This window comes from Brevundimonas halotolerans, from assembly GCF_003730275.1.
Taxonomy (GTDB): domain Bacteria; phylum Pseudomonadota; class Alphaproteobacteria; order Caulobacterales; family Caulobacteraceae; genus Brevundimonas; species Brevundimonas halotolerans.
The window spans coordinates 62987-82025 of record NZ_QTTA01000016.1 but is presented as its reverse complement, the minus strand read 5'-3'; the positions used below and the strand labels follow the sequence as shown (position 1 = coordinate 82025).

General features: G+C 67.0%; 18 protein-coding genes and 1 tRNA gene. 14 read left to right on the top strand and 5 right to left on the bottom strand.

The features are described from left to right. Positions 1-279: 279 nt before the first annotated feature. The 6 genes from exbB (at position 280) to EG854_RS06430 (ending at position 4271) form a co-directional block, all read left to right on the top strand. On the top strand, positions 280-1173 hold the full coding sequence (exbB, locus tag EG854_RS06455; RefSeq protein WP_123287050.1) for a tonB-system energizer ExbB: 894 nt from the start codon (positions 280-282) through the stop codon (positions 1171-1173). Positions 1174-1178: 5 nt separating this feature from the next. Further along, positions 1179-1616 carry a biopolymer transporter ExbD gene (locus EG854_RS06450; RefSeq protein ID WP_123287048.1) on the top strand — a complete coding sequence of 146 codons (438 nt, stop codon included), beginning with the start codon at positions 1179-1181 and terminating at the stop codon, positions 1614-1616. 12 nt (positions 1617-1628) lie between these two features. Beyond that, a complete protein-coding gene (locus tag EG854_RS13365; RefSeq protein ID WP_123287046.1) occupies positions 1629-2348 on the top strand; it encodes an energy transducer TonB in 720 nt (239 codons plus the stop codon). A gap of 144 nt (positions 2349-2492) precedes the next feature. Next, positions 2493-3260, top strand: coding sequence for a M48 family metallopeptidase (locus EG854_RS06440; protein ID WP_123287044.1), 768 nt, complete (start codon positions 2493-2495; stop codon positions 3258-3260). An 81-nt stretch (positions 3261-3341) separates the two neighbouring features. Continuing rightward, a tRNA-His gene (locus tag EG854_RS06435) sits at positions 3342-3418 on the top strand. Between the two features lie 52 nt (positions 3419-3470). Further along, entirely contained in the window at positions 3471-4271 is an 801-nt protein-coding gene (locus EG854_RS06430; RefSeq protein WP_123287042.1) for a methyltransferase domain-containing protein, read from the top strand. Here the strand turns inward: EG854_RS06430 and EG854_RS06425 are convergent. Continuing rightward, complete coding sequence (locus tag EG854_RS06425; RefSeq protein ID WP_123287040.1) at positions 4189-6021, bottom strand: patatin-like phospholipase family protein; 1833 nt, start codon at positions 6019-6021, stop codon at positions 4189-4191. The two genes, EG854_RS06430 and EG854_RS06425, sit on opposite strands and share 83 nt — an antisense overlap. Positions 6022-6117: 96 nt before the next feature. Here EG854_RS06425 and EG854_RS06420 point away from each other — a divergent pair, with 96 nt between their 5' ends. From EG854_RS06420 to metG, 7 genes are all read left to right on the top strand, one after another. Then, positions 6118-7710, top strand: a complete 1593-nt coding sequence (locus EG854_RS06420) for a carboxyl transferase domain-containing protein (protein ID WP_123287038.1) — start codon at positions 6118-6120, stop codon at positions 7708-7710. A gap of 47 nt (positions 7711-7757) precedes the next feature. Continuing rightward, complete coding sequence (locus EG854_RS06415) at positions 7758-8663, top strand: enoyl-CoA hydratase-related protein (protein WP_123287037.1); 906 nt, start codon at positions 7758-7760, stop codon at positions 8661-8663. Positions 8664-8672: 9 nt separating this feature from the next. Continuing rightward, a complete protein-coding gene (locus EG854_RS06410; protein WP_123287035.1) occupies positions 8673-10688 on the top strand; it encodes an acetyl/propionyl/methylcrotonyl-CoA carboxylase subunit alpha in 2016 nt (671 codons plus the stop codon). Between the two features lie 4 nt (positions 10689-10692). After that, entirely contained in the window at positions 10693-11064 is a 372-nt protein-coding gene (locus tag EG854_RS06405; RefSeq protein WP_164461904.1) for a hypothetical protein, read from the top strand. 67 nt (positions 11065-11131) lie between these two features. After that, complete coding sequence (locus EG854_RS06400; RefSeq protein ID WP_123287031.1) at positions 11132-11530, top strand: DUF1489 family protein; 399 nt, start codon at positions 11132-11134, stop codon at positions 11528-11530. Between the two features lie 51 nt (positions 11531-11581). Beyond that, positions 11582-12952 carry an MATE family efflux transporter gene (locus tag EG854_RS06395; protein WP_123287029.1) on the top strand — a complete coding sequence of 457 codons (1371 nt, stop codon included), beginning with the start codon at positions 11582-11584 and terminating at the stop codon, positions 12950-12952. A 117-nt stretch (positions 12953-13069) separates the two neighbouring features. Continuing rightward, a complete protein-coding gene (gene metG, locus EG854_RS06390) occupies positions 13070-14776 on the top strand; it encodes a methionine--tRNA ligase (RefSeq protein WP_123287027.1) in 1707 nt (568 codons plus the stop codon). 28 nt (positions 14777-14804) lie between these two features. On the opposite strand, the gene EG854_RS06385 is transcribed toward metG, so the two are convergent. The 4 genes from EG854_RS06385 to EG854_RS06370 all read right to left on the bottom strand — a co-directional run bounded on the left by EG854_RS06385 (position 14805) and on the right by EG854_RS06370 (position 18353). Beyond that, positions 14805-16397 carry an EAL domain-containing protein gene (locus EG854_RS06385; RefSeq protein WP_164461903.1) on the bottom strand — a complete coding sequence of 531 codons (1593 nt, stop codon included), beginning with the start codon at positions 16395-16397 and terminating at the stop codon, positions 14805-14807. Positions 16398-16469: 72 nt separating this feature from the next. After that, positions 16470-16916, bottom strand: coding sequence for a flagellar basal-body protein FlbY (locus tag EG854_RS06380; protein WP_123287023.1), 447 nt, complete (start codon positions 16914-16916; stop codon positions 16470-16472). Beyond that, entirely contained in the window at positions 16916-17212 is a 297-nt protein-coding gene (locus tag EG854_RS06375; protein WP_123287021.1) for a rod-binding protein, read from the bottom strand. Before EG854_RS06375 ends, EG854_RS06380 begins: the two co-directional genes overlap by 1 nt. 4 nt (positions 17213-17216) lie before the next feature. Further along, positions 17217-18353 carry a flagellar basal body P-ring protein FlgI gene (locus tag EG854_RS06370; protein ID WP_241153168.1) on the bottom strand — a complete coding sequence of 379 codons (1137 nt, stop codon included), beginning with the start codon at positions 18351-18353 and terminating at the stop codon, positions 17217-17219. A 161-nt stretch (positions 18354-18514) separates the two neighbouring features. Here EG854_RS06370 and EG854_RS06365 point away from each other — a divergent pair, with 161 nt between their 5' ends. After that, positions 18515-18946 carry a flagellar assembly protein FliX gene (locus tag EG854_RS06365; RefSeq protein WP_123287017.1) on the top strand — a complete coding sequence of 144 codons (432 nt, stop codon included), beginning with the start codon at positions 18515-18517 and terminating at the stop codon, positions 18944-18946. Positions 18947-19039: the final 93 nt, after the last annotated feature.

Below are 19039 nucleotides of genomic sequence, written 5' to 3'. Positions count from 1 at the left end.
GGGAAAAGCACCTCGACGCACTTGACGCTCTGGTATGCGTTCGCCAAAGGGAGCGTGACTGCTTTCTTTGGGTAGGTCGTCAGACGGTTTCGGACCGAGGTTCGAAGGTATCTGTCACCGACACCGGTTCCATTCGGCAACCGGTCGCATCCGAAGGCGTTTCGATGGCGAACCCCCGGGTTCGAGGTCGAGAAGTCAGAATTTAAACTGGGGTACGACCGCTGTGGTCGGGTCCTTTAGGGTTTCATGGTCAGACCACAACGCAGGAACTGGCGAACTATGCGCGATAGCAAAAAGACGAACATCCTCCTCGCAATGGTCGGCGCTGCCGTCCTGATGGCGAGCTCGCCGGTCCTGGCTCAGGACGAAACGGCTCCCGCCCCGGCCACGGCCGAGGCCACCACGGAAGCTCCGGCGGCTGACGCCGCTGCGGCCCCCGCTGAAGAGGCTGCTGCCACGGAAGAGGCTGCTGGCGGACACGGCGGTGAATCGCTGACCCCGATCAAGATGTTCATGGACTCGGGCATCGTCGTTAAGGTCGTCATGATCGGCCTGCTGGTCGCCTCGATCTTCACCTGGGTGATCCTGATCATCAAAATGATGGAGTTCGGTGGTCTGAACTCGAAGACCAACCGCTTCCTGGAGAACTTCCGCGGCGCCCGCTCGATTGCGGACATGCGCAAGATCGCGACCTCGGACGAGTTCGACGGTAACCCGCTGGCCGATATGGCCGCCGCGGCCACCGAAGAAGTCGAACTGTCGCGTCAGGCTGGCCTGTCGGTCACCGGTGAGCACCGCGATGCGGCCATCACCCGCGCCTCGACCGCCGTTGCCGCCGTTCAGTCGGGTCTGGCCGGTCGCCTGTCGGGCGGTCAGCAGTTCCTGGCCTCGACCGGTTCGACCGCTCCGTTCGTCGGTCTGTTCGGTACGGTGTACGGGGTCATGAACTCCTTCATCGGTATCGCCGAGTCGAACACCACCAACCTGGCCGTCGTCGCCCCCGGTATCGCCGAGGCGCTGCTGGCCACGGGTATCGGTCTGTTCGCGGCTATCCCGGCGGTTATCTTCTATAACTACTTCAACACCCGCATCTCGGCCTACGGCACCCGTTCGGACGGCTTTGCGGCTGAACTGCTCAACGCCATCTCGCGTCAGCTCGACAAGGGAGCGTAAGCCTCATGGCCGCGAAACTCTCAGGAGGCGGCGGCGGAAAGTATCACGTCGAGCAGAACAGCGAGATCAACGTTACGCCTTTCGTTGATATCATGCTGGTTCTCCTCATCATCTTCATGGTGGCCGCGCCTTTGGCCACCGTGTCGATCGAGGTGAAACTGCCCACCGCCGCAGCCGAACCGCAGGAGAACCCGCCCACCCCGGTGTTCATCTCCATCCAGAATGATGGCGGTGTGTTTATCGGCGACAACCGGACCACGGTGGGGGAGATTGGCGACAATCTCCGCTACCTGATCCGGACGCGGAACCCCGAGGAAGAGCGTATCTTCATCCGTGCTGACCAGACCACGCGTTATGGCGATTTCATGCAGGTTATGAATGCCCTGCAGGACAATGGCTTCTACAGCGTCGCCCTGGTCGGCGAAGACAACGCACCAGAGTAAAGGACGGGCGAAATGACCGATACACCCGTTGAGTACCATCGCAGTCGCTATGACGCCCCGAAGAAAAAGGGCTTCATGGGGGTGTCGATCGGGGTCTGGATTGTTGTTCTGATCGTGGTGACCCTGCTGTTCGGGGTGCTGCTCTACTTCGTCGACAAATCCAGGTTCGAGCTGAAGATTCCGGACTACACGGATGACTCCGTGCAGGTGGATCTGATCGATCCGATCCCGCCGCCGCCGCCTCCGCCGCCGCCGCCGCCTCCGCCTCCGACGGATCAGCCGCCGCCGCCGAAGCTGCAGCCGCGTGAACCGGCACCGAGCCCGATGGCCCCGCCCGTGCGCCTGCCGATCCCGCCGGTGGCCAAGGAAGACCGTCAGGAATACACCGGACCCCCGGTGAACATCCCCGGTCCGCCGCCTCCGCCGGCTCCGCCTGCGCCGCCGCGTCCGCCGGTCGTGACCAACCCGGCCTGGGCCAGCCGTCCGTCGCCGGAATATCCGGACCGGGCCATGTCCCGCGGGATTGAAAGCGGTCGGGTCGAGCTGAGCTGCGCGGTCAATCCGAACGGTTCGGTGAGCGATTGCCGGGTCCTTTCGGAAGACCCGAGCGGCGCCGGCTTTGGCCAGGAAGCCGTCCGCGCTACCCGCCGCGCCCGTCTGACCCCCGGTCAGGTCGATGGTGTGGCCGTAGGTGGCCGGGTGAACTTCACGGTCTCGTTCCGCCTGCAATAGGTCGGATTGAAGCGACAAGACTGAAACGCCCCGGGGTTCGCTCCGGGGCGTTTTACTTTGCCCGGGTTCGGACCGACGCCGGATCAAATTTGCCCTCTGGGTGTTCAAGCGTCACAGCTATTGAAATACCCGGGAGACATCCGCATGCCCTTCACCCTCACCAAGGCTTCCGTCGCGAAGTCGTTCGTCGGCCTCCTGGCCGCCTCGGCCCTCGTCGGGGGCTGCGCCTATAATGAGGCGCTGGGCCGCAATCAGTTCCTGCTGGTCGACAATGCGGCCCTGACCCAGGCGGCCGATCAGGCCTGGGCCGACGCGCTGCGGACCCAGCAGGTGTCGCGCGACGCGGCCGCCAATGCGCGCATCCGTCGTGTTGGAGATCGCCTGGTGCAGGCGGCGGGCCTGACCAATATCCGCTGGGACTATGCCGTGTTCGTGGAGGAGTCCCCGAACGCCTTCGTCCTGCCGTCGGGCAAGATCGGCGTCACCACGGGCCTGCTGGCGCTGGTCCAGAATGACGACCAGCTGGCGGCCGTCATCGGCCACGAGATCGGCCATGTGGTCGCCCAGCATGCGGCCGAACGCTATTCCAGCACGGCGGTGACCAGCATCGGCCTGCAGGCCATTCAGGGTGCGTCGGGCGACTATGGCCAGGCGGTGGGTGCCCTGGGCGGTCTGGGTGCGCAGCTGGGCGTGCTGCTGCCCTTCTCGCGCCAGCACGAGCTGGAAGCCGACCAGCTGGGCGTCGACTATATGGTCCGGGCCGGCTACCGCGCCTCGCAGTCCATCGCCCTGTGGCGGCTGATGGCGGCCCAGCGCCAGAGCCAGACGCCCGAGTTCGCCTCGACCCACCCGTCGGATGCCAGCCGTATTGCCGCGCTGGAGCAGTATATCCGGTCCCGGGGCTATAACTGATCACGGGAACTGATCCGGGGCCCCACGGTCGGGCTTGATCCCGAACCGTGAGGCCGCTAGAGGACGCTCCTCGCGACGCGTGCCGCCTTAGCTCAGTTGGTTAGAGCGCCGGTTTGTGGAACCGGAGGTCCTCAGTTCAAGCCTGAGAGGCGGTACCATCGCGATGCCCGTGCGGCTTGACCAGGACGTGGCGATAGGCAGGCTGTCGCGATGACGAGCGCCGCTTCCGACCCCGTACAATGGGATCCCGACACCTACGCCCGGTTCGAGGCCGAGCGCGATCGCGCTGCGCTGGACCTGCTGGTGCGACTGCCCGACGATCTGGACCCCGGCGTCATCTGGGATCTGGGCTGTGGCGACGGCCATCACGCCAGCCTGCTGAAGCGCCGCTATCCCCGAGCCGAAGTGCATGGACTGGATCGGAGCGCCGACATGCTGGCGGGCGCCGGGGCGCGGGACGACACGGTCCACTGGCATCAGGGCGACATCGCTGCATGGGCACCGGAGCTGCCGGTCGACCTGATCTTCGCCAATGCCGCGCTGCAGTGGGTCGGCGACCACGGGGCGCTGTTCCCCGCGCTGGCGGGACAGTTGGCCCCGCGCGGGGTGCTGGCCGTGCAGATGCCGATGGCGTTCGAGACCCGCCACCACACCCTGATGCGACAGGTGGCGACCGAGGGGCCGTGGGCGGGAGCCTTGCAGGACGTGCCGACGATTGCGCCCCTGCTGTCGGCCGGGGCCTATTACGACCGGCTGGCCGGGAGGTGCGACGACATCGACATCTGGTCGACCACCTATCTGCACGCCCTGACGGGGGAGGATGCGGTCCTCAACTGGATGTCCGGCACGGCGCTGAGGCCGTATCTGACCGCGTTGGCCGGGACGCCAGAGCTGCAGGCCGGCTATCTGGAGGCGCTGGGCGAGGCGCTCAGCCGGGCGTTCCCGAGGCGGCCTGACGGCGTGACGCTTTTGCCTTTCCCGAGGCTGTTTCTGCTGGCGCGGGCGCGATGAGGATTTCGGCCTCTTCGGCTTCGCGGATGCGGCTGCGGCGCAGGTCAGTGACCGGGCCGTCCAGTTCGTCCAGTGCCTTTCGGGCCGCCTCATACCCCGCCTGGACGGGGATGTCGTAGGCCTTCCAGTCGCGGATATCCATGCCCTCGGGCTCGGGCTGGATCAGCAGGTCGGTGGCCTTGCGCGAGGTTTCCACATCGGCGTCGCTGGTCAGGGTGGCGGCCCGCATCAGCAGGGCCACGATCGGCGGGCCGTTCTTCCAGTCGCCGGACAGGATCCAGCGCCACCATGAGGGCGGGTTCTGAAGCGCCGCAGGATCGACGCCGCGCGCCTGAGACATGTCCACGCCGACGACCGGCCCGGCGTTCATCTGGCGCATGGTCTCGGCCGGGAAGTTGCGCAGGACCGCGCCGTCGACCAGCACCTGATCGTGCATGACCACGGGCGGCATGACGCCGGGGATGGCGATGGTAGCCCGCATGGCACGGCGCAGCAGGCCGCGCTTGTGCACCTCGATCCGGCCGGTCGTCAGATTGGTCGAGACGGCAAAGAAGGGCAGGGGCATGTCGGCGATCTCGGTGTCGCCATAGGCATTGCGCAGCAGGCGCGCGACCTTGCCCGCGCGGGTCATGGCGATCATCGGAAAGGTGATGTCCGACAGGGGGTCGCTGGCGACAAAGGCGCGCTTGATCTCGTCTTCCAGCTCGTCCTGCGACCAGCCGAGGGCCGGGCCGGCGGCGATGATGGCGCCCATGGACGACCCGCCGAGGAAGTCGAGCGGCACGCGCGCCTCGCGCAGGGCCTTGATGGCGCCGATGTGGGCATAGGCCCGGGCGCCGCCCCCCGACAGGACCAGTCCGACCGCCGTGCCGGTGACGATCCGCGCCATGCGGGCGGCGTCGGCAGCATTGCCGTCTGTGGCGTGGAACCAGCGGCCCGGCCTGACCGAGTCCAGCCAGACGCCGGTGTTGGCCGGGCGGGGCATGCGCGGGTCGCGCAGCAGTATCAGGTCGGTGCGCTGCTGGGCATCCAGCGCCGGATTGCGCGGCAGATTGGCGCCGGGCGGCGTGGTCAGGGGATTACCGACGATGAACAGGCGGTCGACCTGTCGGGTGCACAGCTGGGCCCAGGCGGGCTCATCCGCCTCAGCGACATAGAGGACAAAGTCGTGGCTGTCCTCGACGCGACTGAACCATTCGGCGACCGAGCTGAGGGCCGAATGGTCGATGACCTTGCAGGTGAAGCCCTGGGCCTGGATCGAGGCGGCGATGCGCTCGACGAAGGCGCGGATCGGCTTGGACCGGGCCGAGATGAAGCCGAAAACACTGGGTTCGCCGCCGCCCAGATTCTGGTCACGCGAGCGGCGGATCATCAGGCGCGACAGCTCGACCATCAGGTCCGGCTGACTGCGGGCGGCCTCGAAGAAGGTCTCGCGCGGCAGGGCCAGGATTTCGGAATCGCGCAGGGCGACGACGCTGGCGGTGTGGGGTGTGCCGGCCAGCATGGACATTTCGCCGACCGGTTCGCCCGGCCGGACGACGCCGAGGAACCGGGGGGCCTGGTCATCCCCATCGTGGCAGAAGACACCCAGACGGCCGGAGCGCACCAGATAAAGGGTGTCGGCCGGGGCGCCCTCGCCGAACAGCTGTTCCCCGCCGGTCAGGGCGAACCAGCTGACATGCGTCGTCTCTCCGCCCGTGAACAGCTGCTGCAGTGCCGCTTCAAGAGTGTCTGTGCGCGCCTTGGCCATGACGCCTTATGCCAGATTCCCGGGGGTGCGGTCATCCGCGCCGTCGTGACTTTCGTCCCCTTTGCCCATCCGGGGAAAGCTGCCTAAAGGAGGGGCATGCCCAAGCTGACCTCTGCGATCGATCCGTCCAGTCCGGCCTTCAAGGCGCTGGAGAGCACCAACCGGCGCCTGCGCGACCAGCTGGCCGAGCGGGTCGCGGTGACGGCGCGGGGCGGCTCGGACAAGTCGCGCGAGCGGCACGTCAGCCGGGGCAAGCTGTTGCCTCGCGACCGGGTGGAGCGGCTGCTGGATCCGGGTTCGCCCTTCCTCGAGATCGGCCAGCTGGCGGCGTTCGGCATGTATGACGATCAGGCCCCGGGTGCCGGCATGATCTGCGGGATCGGTCGGGTGTCGGGCCGCGAGGTGATGATCGTCGCCAATGACCCGACGGTGAAGGGCGGCGCCTACTTCCCGATGACGGTCAAGAAACACCTGCGCGCGCAGGAGGTGGCCGAGCAGAACCGACTGCCGTGCGTCTATCTGGTCGATTCGGGCGGGGCCAACCTGCCGCACCAGGCCGAGGTGTTTCCCGACCGCGAGCATTTCGGGCGCATCTTCTTCAACCAGGCGCGGATGAGCGCGCGCGACATTCCCCAGATCGCCTGTGTCATGGGCAGCTGCACGGCGGGCGGGGCCTATGTGCCCGCCATGTCGGACGAGACGGTGATCGTGCGCAATCAGGGCACCATCTTCCTGGCCGGCCCGCCGCTGGTGAAGGCCGCGACCGGCGAGGTCATCTCGGCCGAGGATCTGGGCGGGGCCGACACCCATGGTCGCAAGTCGGGCGTGGTCGACCATGTGGCCGAGAATGACGAACACGCGCTGGAAATCGTGCGCTCGATCGTCGCCAATCTGAACACGGTCAAGGATGTGCCGCTGGATGTGCGCGAGCCGCGCCCGCCCGCGCTGGACCCGGACGAGCTGTATGGCATTATCCCCGACGATGTGCGCGCCCCCTATGATGTGCGCGAGGTGATTGCCCGCACGGTCGACGGCTCCGAGTTTGATGAGTTCAAGCGCGACTATGGCACGACGCTGGTGTGCGGTTTTGCCCGCATCTGGGGCTATCCGGTCGCCATCCTGGCCAACAACGGTGTGCTGTTCTCGGAGAGTGCGCTGAAGGGCGCGCACTTCATCCAGCTGGCCTGCAAGCGCAAGATCCCGCTGGTGTTCCTGCAGAACATTTCGGGCTTCATGGTCGGCGGCAAATATGAGGCCGAGGGTATCGCCAAGAACGGCGCCAAGCTGGTGACCGCCGTGGCCAGTGCCGAGGTGCCGAAATTCACCGTTTTGATCGGCGGCAGTTTCGGGGCCGGCAACTATGGCATGTGCGGCCGGGCCTATTCCCCGCGCTTCCTGTTCACCTGGCCGAACAGCCGCATCTCGGTGATGGGCGGCGAGCAGGCGGCCAGTGTGCTGGCGACCGTGCACCGCGACGCCGACAGCTGGACCGAGGATCAGGCCGAGGCCTTCAAGGCGCCGATCCGCCAGAAATATGAGGATGAGGGCAATCCCTATTACGCCACCGCGCGTTTGTGGGATGATGGCGTCATCGACCCAATCCAGACCCGCGACGTGCTGGGGCTGGCCATCAGCGCCAGCCTCAATGCCCCGATCCCCGACACGCCGTTCGGCGTGTTCCGGATGTAAGTTTTCCTGCCTGCGCCCCCGGGAGCAGGCCACTGAAAGGCGCTGATATGCCCGACACCACCCCCACCGACGCCGACCTTAACGCCATGGACATCACCGATGCCGAGGCGCGGGAGATGAACCGCATTGCCCACCCCATGGTGGCGGGGGCGGATACGGATGCCGTCAGCGATCTGGTGACGATCGAGTCGACGCAGGACGGGGCGGTGTTCATCACCATCAACCGGCCGGACAAGAAGAACGCCTTCGACGCCCGGACCATCGGCGCCCTGTATCAGGCGTTCGAGACCCTGCACGGGGCCGACCATATCCGGGTGGTGTTTGTGCGCGGCGCGGGCGGGACGTTCAGCGCGGGGGCCGACCTGACGTGGATGGCCGCAGCAGCGGACTGGTCCGAGAGCGACAATCGCTCGGACGCCATGGGTCTGGCGAAGATGCTGAAGGCCCTGCACGACGTGCCGGCGCTGACGGTGGCCCTGGTCGAGGGCGCGGCCATGGGCGGCGGCGCGGGCATTGTCGCGGCCTGCGATATGGCCGTGGCGGTCAGGGGCACCAAGTTCGCCTTCAGCGAGGTCAAGCTGGGCCTGATCCCGGCGACCATCGCCCCCTATGTGATCGAGGCGGTCGGCGCGCGCCGGGCCCGCGCCCTGTTCCTGACGGCCAATATGTTCGATGCCGACTATGCCGCCCATGTCGGGCTGGTGGATGCGGTGGTGCCCGACGCCGCCGCGCTGGACGGCTTCATCAGCCAGCTGAGCGGGTCGCTGGCGGCCTGCGCACCGGGTGCGATGGGGAATGCCAAGCGGCTGGTCCACGACGTCGCCCACCACAAGGTCGATCATTCGCTGATGGAAGACACCGCCCACCGCATCGCCCGCGCCCGGGTGTCGAAAGAGGGCCAGGAGGGCGTCCGCGCCTTCCTCGACAAGCGCAAGCCGCGCTGGGCGGAATAGGACGCGCTGATGTTCAAGTCTGTACTGGTCGCCAATCGGGGCGAGATCGCCTGCCGGGTATTCCGCACCGCCCGGGCCATCGGCCTACGCACCATCGCCGTCTATTCCGAGGCCGATGCCAAGGCCCCGCATGTGCGCATGGCCGATGAGGCGGTGCTGCTGGGCCCGGCGCAGGCCAGCGAATCCTATCTGGACGGGGCCAAGGTGCTGGCCGCCGCGAAGGCGACGGGGGCCGAGGCCATCCATCCGGGCTATGGCTTCCTGTCCGAGAATGCCGACTTTGCCGAGGCGGTGAAGGCGGCGGGGCTGGTCTGGATCGGGCCGCCCCCGGCGTCGATCCGCGCCATGGGGTTGAAGGACGCGGCCAAGAAACTGATGATCGAGGCGGGCGTGCCGGTCACCCCCGGCTATCAGGGCGAGGACCAGGCGGCCGAAACCTTGAAGGCCGAGGCTGACCGCATCGGCTATCCGGTGCTGATCAAGGCCGTGGCCGGCGGCGGTGGCAAGGGTATGCGCCGGGTCGACCGGGCCGAGGACTTCGCCGACGCCCTGGGCAGCGCCCAGCGCGAGGGCCAGTCGTCGTTCGGCGATCCCCGCGTGCTGATCGAGACCTACATCACCCGGCCGCGCCATATCGAGGTGCAGGTGTTTGGCGACACCCACGGCACGGTCGTGCACCTGAACGAGCGCGACTGTTCGCTGCAGCGTCGCCACCAGAAGGTCATCGAGGAGGCTCCGGCCCCCGGCATGGACGCCGAGACGCGCGAGGCCGTGACCGCCGCCGCCGTGCGGGCGGCACAGGCCGTCAACTATGAGGGGGCGGGGACCATCGAGTTCATCGCCGATGCCAGTGAGGGCCTGCGGGCGGACCGCATCTGGTTCATGGAGATGAACACCCGGCTGCAGGTCGAACACCCGGTGACCGAGGCGATCACGGGCGTTGATCTGGTCGAATGGCAGCTGCGCGTGGCTGCGGGTGAGCCGATCCCGCTGAAACAGGACGAGATCGGCATCCACGGCTGGGCCATGGAGGCGCGGCTGTATGCCGAGGATCCGGCCAATGGCTTTTTGCCCTCGATCGGCAGGCTGGAGCATTTCCACCTGCCCGAGGATGTGCGGGTCGATACCGGCGTCGAACAGGGCGGCGAGGTCAGCCAGTTCTATGACCCGATGATCGCCAAGCTGATCGTCCACGAAGACACGCGCGAAGAGGCCGCCGAGGCGCTGGCCGAGGCCTGCGGCGCGGTCGAGGTCTGGCCCGTGCGGACCAATGCGGGCTTTCTGGTGCGGTGTATGGAGCACCCGCGGTTTGTGTCGGGAGATGTCGATACGGGGCTGATTGCGACCGAGATCACCACGCTGACGGAACGGCGCATCCGCCCCGCTGTGATAGCGGCTGGTCTCGCCGAGCGCTTTGAGGAACGTCGGCGGTCTTCCCATCTTCCCCGGGAGGAGGAAACTTCGCCTTGGGCGGGTTGGCGTGGAACCAGCATGGGGTTTCGGCTGAACGGGCCTTTTGAAATGAGGGCTGTGGGGTCAGTTGAAGGAGCCCGGCGAGAAGCAGTGCTGACTCAGCAGCGGTCCGGCTACTCGGGGTGGTACCTTGGGGCGATCGACGGAGAGGCCTTCAAGATCGCACCGGGTGGCCTGCACCCTGACCGTCTTTCGAGTGGGATCTGGGTTGACGACGAACTGATTTCCACAATGGAAAGTGCGGACGCGACGGTCTTGTTCGATGCTGGGGATGCAGTGGAAGTCCGGGACTGGCTCAGCGCCGGCGCCGGCGCCACAGGCCCTGCCTCCGACGGCTCGCTCCGTGCGCCGATGCCGGGCAAGGTGGTGGCGGTGCCGGTCAAGGCGGGCGATCCGGTGAAAAAGGGTCAGCCTGTGGTCGTCATCGAGGCGATGAAGATGGAACAGGCCCTGACCGCGCCCTATGATGGCATCGTCGAGAGCATCGGCTTTAGCGTGGGCGATCAGGTCGGGGCCGATGCGGTTCTGGCGGTCGTCACAGTGAAGGAGTGAACCTGTGTCGTCTCTGATTTCAAGCCTGATTATGGCCGCAAGTCTGTCGGTATCTTCGCCGACTATTGCACTGCAGGACCCCGTATCGCAAGCTGATCGCAATGATCTGGAGTGTATCGCGCTGTTCGCCTTGATGGCCAGCGATCCGGCCGAACAGGTGAGCGGGTCCGTTGGAATGGTCTACTACCTCGGGCGCCTGGAGGGCCGCAATCCAGGTACCGATCAGGTCCGGCGGTTCTACACTTGGGCATCCACCTACACTGACGCGGAGATCGGAGCGATGATCGAGCGTGCCGCTCCGCGCTGCGGTCGGGAGATGCAGACGCTCGGCAACACGATGATCACAGTGGGTCGCGAGATGTCACAGGGGTCTTGACCTCGATGGTTCCCGCGTTTCGAACGGTCAGGCTTGCTCGCGCAGACACGCTGGCCTACCTCGCCTGATGCCGCTTCATATGATCAAACTGTGCGTCGGGGTGGCCAAGGTCGAGACGCTGGAACGGCGCGCGGCCAAGGGCGACTGGCTGACGGTGCATACCCGCATGACGCCCAAGCGCGCCACCGAGCTTGAGGACGGCGGCTCGCTGTACTGGGTGATGAAGGGCTCGGTCGTCTGCCGCATGCCGATCGTCGACATCACCACGCGGGGCGAGGGCAAGACCTCGCAATGCCTGATCCAGCTGGCACCCGAGGTGATCCGCACGGCGCCCCAGGCCCGGCGGCCGTTTCAGGGCTGGCGTTATCTGGAGCCCAAGGACGCGCCGCCCGACCTGTCGACCATGGACGCCGGCGACCTGCCACCCGAGCTGGCGAAACAATTGCGCGAAATGGGGGCTTGGTAGGTCGGTCGCCTGTTGACCCGGACGGTGAAAGCGTGGCCTTAGCCCGCTTCCATGTTCGCCATCAGTCCCCCGTCCCGAACCGTCCTGCGCGACCTGCTGACCCTTGCGTGGCCGGTGGTGCTGGCGCGCATCGGCATCATGGTCATGGGCCTGACCGATGCCATTGTGGTCGGCAATTTCTCGAGCACCGAACTGGCGTTTCACACCCTGGCGTGGACGCCGACCTCGATCGTGATCACGACGGCCGTCGGCCTGCTGCTGGGGGTGCAGGTGATGACGGCGCGGCGGCTGGGCGAGGGGCGTCGCGGCGACGTCGGCGCGGTGCTGCGGCGGGGGCTGGTCTATTCGCTGTGGCTGGGCGGGGGGTCGATGATCGGCCTGATGCTGGTCGGGCCGTGGGGACTGGCGTCGATCGGGCTTGAGGATGGCCTCGCGGAGGGCGCACGCCTGCCGCTGCTGGTCTTTTCGCTGTCGATGCCCGCCTATCTGGTCAGTGTGGCGGCGCAGTTCTTTCTCGAGGCGCTGGGCAAACCCAAGCCGGGCATGGTCGCCATGTGGGTGGCCAATGGCGTCAATCTGGCGCTGAACCTGCTGCTGGTGCCGGACCTGCTGGGGCTGGGCGTCGACGGGGCGCTGGCGTCGTCGTGGGCGACCTTCTTTGCGCGGGCGGCGCTGGCCGTGTTTCTGATCGTCTATATCGTGCGGCTGCCCGAGGCCCGGGCACTGGGCATCTTCCGCAAGGCGCCGCGTGATCCGCTGGCCGAGGCCGAGCAGCGTAAGGTCGGCTATGGCGCCGGCAGTTCCTATTTCATCGAGGTCGGGGCCTTTGCCCTGATGACCCTGATCGCCGGGCGGCTGGGCACGAACGAGACCGCCGCCTGGGCGGTGGTGCTGAACATTTCGGCCATCGTCTTCATGATCCCCATGGGCCTGTCGTCAGCCGCCGCCGTGCTGGTCGGGCGGGCGTTCGGCGCGGCGGATGCGCAGGGGGTGATGCGCGCGGGTCTGGTCAGTCTGGCGGTGATCTCGACCCTGACGCTGGCCATAGCCCTGATCGTCTGGCCGACCGCGCCGCTGCTGATCGGGGCCTACAGCCGCGATCCGGCGCTGATCGCGATCGCGGTGCCGGCGCTGGTGCTGGCGACCCTGTTCTTCGTCGCCGACGGCATTCAGGCGGTGGCGGCCCAGGCCAACCGCGCGGCGGGCGACATCTGGTGGCCGACCATCATGCATTTCACCGCCTATGGCGCCGTGATGATGCCACTGGGCTGGGTGCTGGCCCCGCACATGGGGGTGGACGGTCTTGTGTGGGCCATCATCATCGCCAGCCTGGTGTCTTCGGCCCTGCTGACCGGACGGTTCATCCGGGTGGCACGGCGGATGCAGAGAGTGGCGAGTGGCGAGTGGCGTGTGCCGAGGTAAGATGCCAGGTCCTGCGAAAGCCGGAATGTCGGACTTGGAGGTTGCGATATACCGGCACACTCGCCACTAAACCGCTCAACACTCGTCACTCACCACTCGTCACGCGTTCGGACACCCATGGCCCGCATTCTGATCACCTCGGCGCTGCCCTACATCAACGGCATCAAGCACCTGGGGAATCTGGCCGGGTCGATGCTGCCCGCCGATGTCTGGGCGCGGTTCAAGCGGGGGCAGGGCCATGAGGTCCTCTACATCTGCGCCACCGATGAGCACGGGACGCCGGCTGAGCTGGCCGCCGCCGCCGCCGGTCAGGACGTGCGGACCTATTGCGACGAGCAGCACCAGATCCAGAAGGCGGCGGGCGAGGCGTTCGGCCTCAGCTATGACTGGTTTGGCCGGTCCTCGAATGCGCCCAACCGGCGCCTGACCCAGCATTTCGCAAGAGTGCTGGAGGACAACGGTCTGATCGAGGAACGCGTCGATCAGATGATCTATTCGATCGACGACGGGCGCTTCCTGCCGGATCGCTATGTCGAGGGCACCTGCCCGCACTGTGCCTATGAAAAGGCGCGCGGCGACCAGTGCGACAATTGTGGGCGGCTGCTGGACCCGATGGACCTCAAGGATCCGTATTCCAGCGTATCGGGGTCGCGGAACCTCGAAGTGCGGGATACCCGCCACCTGTATCTGCTGCAGACGAAGCTGGAGGGGCGCATCCGCGACTGGATCAGCTCGAAATCGGACTGGCAGACGCTGGCGCGCTCCATTGCGCTCAAGCATCTGGACGAGGGGCTGATCGACCGCGGCATTACTCGCGACCTGAAATGGGGCGTGCCGGTGGTCGGCCCGGACGGCGGGCCGCGCCCGGGCATGGAGGGCAAGGTCTTCTACGTATGGTTCGATGCCCCGATCGAATATATCGGCGCGACCCAGGAATGGGCCGAGGCGACCGGCGGCACCTGGCGTGACTGGTGGCGCACCGACGAGGGGGCTGACGACGTTCGCTATGTCCAGTTCATGGGCAAGGACAATGTCGCCTTCCACACGGTGTCATTCCCGGCGACCATCCTGGGCTCGGGTGAGCCGTGGAAGACGGTCGATACGCTGAAGGCCTTCAACTGGCTGAACTGGTACGGCGGCAAATTCTCGACGTCGCAGGGCCGGGGCGTCTTCATGGATCAGGCGCTGGACCTGCTGCCGGCCGATTACTGGCGCTGGTATCTGACGGCCTATGGGCCCGAGCATTCGGACTCGGCCTTCACCTGGGAGCAGTTCCAGTCGGCGATCAACAAGGACCTGGCCGATGTACTGGGCAATTTCGTCAACCGGATCGTCAAATTCACCGAGTCCAAATTCGGGGGGATCGTACCCGAGGGCGCGGCCCTGACCGACGAGGACCGTGCCTTACAGACCCAGATCGACGCCGCGGTTGCCGAGGCTACCGCCGCCTTCGAGGCCATGGAGTTCCGCAAGGCGTCACAGGCGATCCGGGCCGCCTGGGTGCTCGGCAACGAATATCTCCAGGTCGCCGCCCCCTGGACCGCGTTCAAGACCGACCCGGAGCGGGCCGCGACGGCGGTGCGGTTCGCGCTGAACCTCGTGGCCCTGTTCGCGCGGCTGGCCGCACCGGTTCTGCCGTTCACCGCGCCGAAGATTGCCGCGAGCGTCGGCGAGACGGACCTGGGCTGGCCGTCCGCCGATGAGGACTGGCTGGCGCGCGTGCCGGTCGGGCGCCCGGTTCAGGCCGCCGAGGTGCTGTTCCGCAAGATCGAGGACGAGCAGGTCGCCGAATGGGCGGCCCGGTTCGGTGGCGGCGAGGGCTAGGGTTTCGCGCGGGCCGCGGCGCTGAGCCTCAGCCCCAGGACTCGACGGCGCCGCGCCGGCGGCTGGTGGCGGCGAGGGTCGGCCGTTCGAGGCGCGGCTGGGGCTCGGGTTTGCCGAAAAACCAGCCCTGGCCCAGATGTACGCCCAGTTTCAGCATCAGCTCCGCGACCTCGCCGGTCTCGACACGCTCGGCCACGGTCTTGAGGTCGAGGCCACCGCACATCTCGACCAGATGACGGATCAGGGTGCGGGACTTGTCGTCTTCGATGGCTCGCATGACAAAGGCGCCGTCGATCTTCACCCCGTCGACCGTCAGATGGTTCAGATGGTCGAACGACGAGGCCCCCACGCCGAAGTCATCCAGAAACACCCGGAAGCCCGCCTGTCTCAGACGCGCCAGACGCCGCTGGGTGCCGGGCAGGTCGAGGATGGTGGCCGTTTCGGTGACCTCGAGGCTCAGCCGTCGGCGAATGTCGCCGTGGTTGGCCGTCAGTCGCATCAGGGCCTCGCCATAGGTGTCGGTGGCCAGCGACCCGGCCGAGACATTGACCGCCACCCGCGTCAGCCCATAGCCGGGCTGAAGCATCTGCTGGATCGCCTTTTCCGCAACCACCAGATCGAAGCTTTCGATCAGGGCCAGGGTCTCGGCCAGACGAATGGTGCTCTCGGGTCCGTCACAGCCAGGGATGCGCGCCAGGGCCTCGAAATGATGCGTGACGCCCGACTTCAGATCGACAATGGGCTGATAATGCAGGGCGAAGTCGCGCGCCTTCACCATGGTGCGGAAGCTGTCCATCTGCACAAGGGTGCGGTCCAGCGTATTCTTGAACGTGATGTCCGGATCGTCCATTGCGCCGTTGGCTATACAGACTTCCAGCGCATGCCGCATGGCGCGCAAGGTCGCCTGGCGGTCCACGCCGGGGCTCAACTCGACCTGACGGATGTCGGCGCTAACATCGACACCTTCCAGCGCCGCGACATTGTGAATGGCGTCCTCGACCGCAGACCCATCGGAATCCCGCCGCAACAGGGCATAGGCGCTGCCGGCCAGATGGGAGGCCGAGGTCCCGTCGACCGAGACCGACTGCAGGGCGCTGTGCAAACGAGTCTTGAGCGTCTCCAACTGGTCGCCAGCGACCTGATCCAGTCCGGTGACATCGACAAAGGCCAGCGTCAGCGGATCCGGCCCTTGTTTCGCGAGCAGGCTGCTGGTCTGACGCATCAGGTCGTCGCGGGTGACCAGCGGCGTGTCGGCGGTAGGCTCGAGCGAAAAAGGCTGGCCCTGCCAGGTCAGGGCACACGAACAGTGCGGCGCCAGTTCGGGCAGGCTGAACAACCGTGATCGCACGCGCCGGAATGCGCCGTCGCCCAGATCGTATAACAGGTCCAGCGGATCGCTGCGGTTGCCCGGCGTCAGATTGGCCAGCGCCTGTTTCAGACGCCCGGCACTGCGCGGCTCGAACAGATCGGTCAGGGTGCGCCCGGTCCAGTTCGCTTCCGGCGCGTGCCCCGTCGCCGGGGCCGCCCCCATGGCCAGCACAATCCGCCCCTCGCCGTCGATCTCGACGAGAGTGTCCGCCGAAGCGAAGGCCAGACCCAGAAGACGACTGTTAAGCGCCATTCCCCCCATCTATCGTGTCAGTCTTGAAGAAACCGGTGTTAAGTCCGGTTAACGCGGCGTTGCCGCCTGCGGTCAGGCGGAGCGGCTGAAGGCGACGGCGCTGCCGTCGGTGGGGGTGGCGTGGCCGGTGGCGCCGTAGGCGTTGGGGACGCCGCGCTGGCCGCGGATCTCGGCGGCGAGGGTGCGGACCAGGCCTTCGGAGATGATACGGGCGGCCTCGACGGCGCGGGCGTGGCGGCCAAGGATGGCCTCGAATGCTTCGGTGGCCTTGATCAGGGCGATGCGATCGGCGGCCGGAGCCTGGGAGAGGCCCGAGGGGTCGGCCTTGATCTGGGCCGATTCCCGGCGATAGCGGTTGGCCAGTTCCTGGGTCTGGGCGAGGCCGGCGGCGACGTCCTGCGGGCGCTGGGCCTCGAAGGCGGCCAGTTCGTCGGACAGTCGGCGGGTCAGCGACTGGGTCAGATCGATCAGCTGGCGAACCCGCGCCGAGGCGGTGACGGCAAGCGAGGTGTCGTTCATCAGGGGGCTTCCTGCATCTTGAGCATGGTGGACATGACCTGATCGGCCAGGCCGATGCCGCCCGAGCGGACGGTTTGCTTGGCCATTTCGTCGATCAGGAACGAGCGCCAGGTGGTCTCGGCCTCCCCGCCGCCGAAAGGGGCTTCGGTCGACAGGCCCTCGAACATGGGGCGCAGCATCTGGGCGATGAAGGAGGCCTCAAAGTCCTCGGCCGTCTCGCGCATGCGGTCCTGGCGGAGGGGCGGGGTCTGGACCGGGCGGAGCAGGTCAGGAGAGAGGGTGAGCGGATCGGCCATGAGACTACATCACCTCAATGTCGGCTTGCAGGGCACCGGCGGCCTTGATGGCCTGGAGGATGCTGATCATGTCGCGGGGCGTCACGCCGAGGGCATTGAGGCCTGCGACCAGGCTGGACAGGGAGGCGCCGCCGCCGACGATCCGCATCTGGGTGCCCTGGTCTTCCTCGACCGTGACCACGGAGGACGGGACGACCACAGTCTCGCCGTCGCTGAAGGGGGCGGGCTGGCTGACGAAGGGGTCTTCCTGAACGGTGACGGTCAGATTGCCTTGGGCGATGGCGACGGTGGAGACCCGCACGGCCTCGCCCATGACGATCACGCCGTTGACCTCGTCGATGATCACTCGGGCCGGGGCGTCGACCGTGACGGGCAGGTTCTCGATCCGGCTGAGATAGCCGGCCATGCCCCAGCCCTGCGGCGCACGCACGGTGACGACCGTGCCGTTCTCGGCAAAGGCGGTGCCGGGATAGGCATCATTGATGGCAAAGGCGACGCGCTGGGCGGTGGTGAAGTCCGGGTTGCGCAGGGTCAGGCGGACCTCGGCCTGACGGCCCAGGTCAAAGCCGGTCTCGCGCTCGACCACGGCCCCGCCGGCGATGCGGCCGGCCGTCGGCACGCCGCGCGTGATCGACGAACCCGAGGCGCCCGAGGCCGACAGCGAGCCGGTCTGGATCGAGCCCTGGGCCACGGCATAGACTTCGCCGTCGGCGCCCTGCAGGGCGGTAACGACGACGGTGCCGCCGAGCAGGCTCTTGGCGTCGCACAGGGTCGAGACCGAGACATCGATGCGCGCGCCGGGCGTGGCGAACGGCGGCAGTTCGGCCGTGACCATGACGGCGGCGATGTTCTTGGTGTTGGCGTTGGCGCCGCGGATGTTGACGCCCTGACGCTCCATCATGCCCTCCAGTGACTGGCGGGTCAGGGGACAGTTGCGCAGATTGTCACCGGTGCCGTTCAGGCCGACGACCAGTCCGTAACCGACCAGCTGGTTGGAGCGGACCCCCTCGATGGAGACGATGTCCTTGATGCGCGACTGGGCCTGGGCGGCCTGCGGCAGGGCGACCAGCGCCAGGGCACCGGCGGCGAGGCAGGAGGCGAGGCGGGCAAGAACTGACGTCATGAAAAGGGTCCTGACAATTGCGGATTACGTCATGCCAATTCCATGCCGGAACATGATGCGAGGAAAAACAAGGGCTTGACTGTTGACGGCACGCTTCTGGCCAGCAGATTTTGCCGGGCCGTTAACCAAACCCTCACCTCGTGGGCTCAGATATCGGTCATGGTCCGGAGTGCCCGTTCATGAAGATCAATGGTCCGCAGTCGAGTGGCCCTGCCTCGCGTCCGACTCGCCCGGGTCAGGCGGCGGGGGGCTTCAGCCTGGGCGGCGCGGCGGGTGCGTCCGCCGCCGGTGCCAAGTCCGGCGTGGCGGCCATGTCTGGCCCGACCAGTGTCGCCTCGCTGATGGCGCTTCAGGGCGTCGAGGGCGTCGAGGGGCCGCAGGAGCGTCGCCGCCGGGCGATCCGCCGCGGTCACCGCCTGCTGGACCGTCTGGAAGCCCTGAAACTGGCCCATTTGGCCGGGCAGGGGGATGCCGATGCGCTGCGGGCCCTGTCCCGGACCGGAGGGGAGGATCGCCCCGACTCCGAGGATGCCAGCCTGAACGCCGTGCTGGACCAGGTGGACCTGCGTGTCGCCGTGGAACTGGCCAAGGCCGCCGTCGCTGGAAACTGAGCCCTTTCAAGGGTGAGGGCGAATTGTCACGGCTCACGGCATAGTGACCCGGCAAAGCTGACAGATGTGGGGAAACGGCTTGAGACGACTCGT

Coding starts and splice junctions, on each gene's coding strand:
- EG854_RS13365 (WP_123287046.1), top strand. CDS start 1,629: ATGACCGATACACCCGTTGAGTACCATCGCAGTCGCTATGACGCCCCG.
- EG854_RS06450 (WP_123287048.1), top strand. CDS start 1,179: ATGGCCGCGAAACTCTCAGGAGGCGGCGGCGGAAAGTATCACGTCGAG.
- EG854_RS06400 (WP_123287031.1), top strand. CDS start 11,132: ATGCCGCTTCATATGATCAAACTGTGCGTCGGGGTGGCCAAGGTCGAG.
- exbB (WP_123287050.1), top strand. CDS start 280: ATGCGCGATAGCAAAAAGACGAACATCCTCCTCGCAATGGTCGGCGCT.
- EG854_RS06420 (WP_123287038.1), top strand. CDS start 6,118: ATGCCCAAGCTGACCTCTGCGATCGATCCGTCCAGTCCGGCCTTCAAG.
- metG (WP_123287027.1), top strand. CDS start 13,070: ATGGCCCGCATTCTGATCACCTCGGCGCTGCCCTACATCAACGGCATC.
- EG854_RS06440 (WP_123287044.1), top strand. CDS start 2,493: ATGCCCTTCACCCTCACCAAGGCTTCCGTCGCGAAGTCGTTCGTCGGC.
- EG854_RS06385 (WP_164461903.1), bottom strand. CDS start 16,397: ATGGCGCTTAACAGTCGTCTTCTGGGTCTGGCCTTCGCTTCGGCGGAC.
- EG854_RS06430 (WP_123287042.1), top strand. CDS start 3,471: ATGACGAGCGCCGCTTCCGACCCCGTACAATGGGATCCCGACACCTAC.
- EG854_RS06415 (WP_123287037.1), top strand. CDS start 7,758: ATGCCCGACACCACCCCCACCGACGCCGACCTTAACGCCATGGACATC.
- EG854_RS06375 (WP_123287021.1), bottom strand. CDS start 17,212: ATGGCCGATCCGCTCACCCTCTCTCCTGACCTGCTCCGCCCGGTCCAG.
- EG854_RS06425 (WP_123287040.1), bottom strand. CDS start 6,021: ATGGCCAAGGCGCGCACAGACACTCTTGAAGCGGCACTGCAGCAGCTG.
- EG854_RS06395 (WP_123287029.1), top strand. CDS start 11,582: ATGTTCGCCATCAGTCCCCCGTCCCGAACCGTCCTGCGCGACCTGCTG.
- EG854_RS06380 (WP_123287023.1), bottom strand. CDS start 16,916: ATGAACGACACCTCGCTTGCCGTCACCGCCTCGGCGCGGGTTCGCCAG.
- EG854_RS06410 (WP_123287035.1), top strand. CDS start 8,673: ATGTTCAAGTCTGTACTGGTCGCCAATCGGGGCGAGATCGCCTGCCGG.
- EG854_RS06365 (WP_123287017.1), top strand. CDS start 18,515: ATGAAGATCAATGGTCCGCAGTCGAGTGGCCCTGCCTCGCGTCCGACT.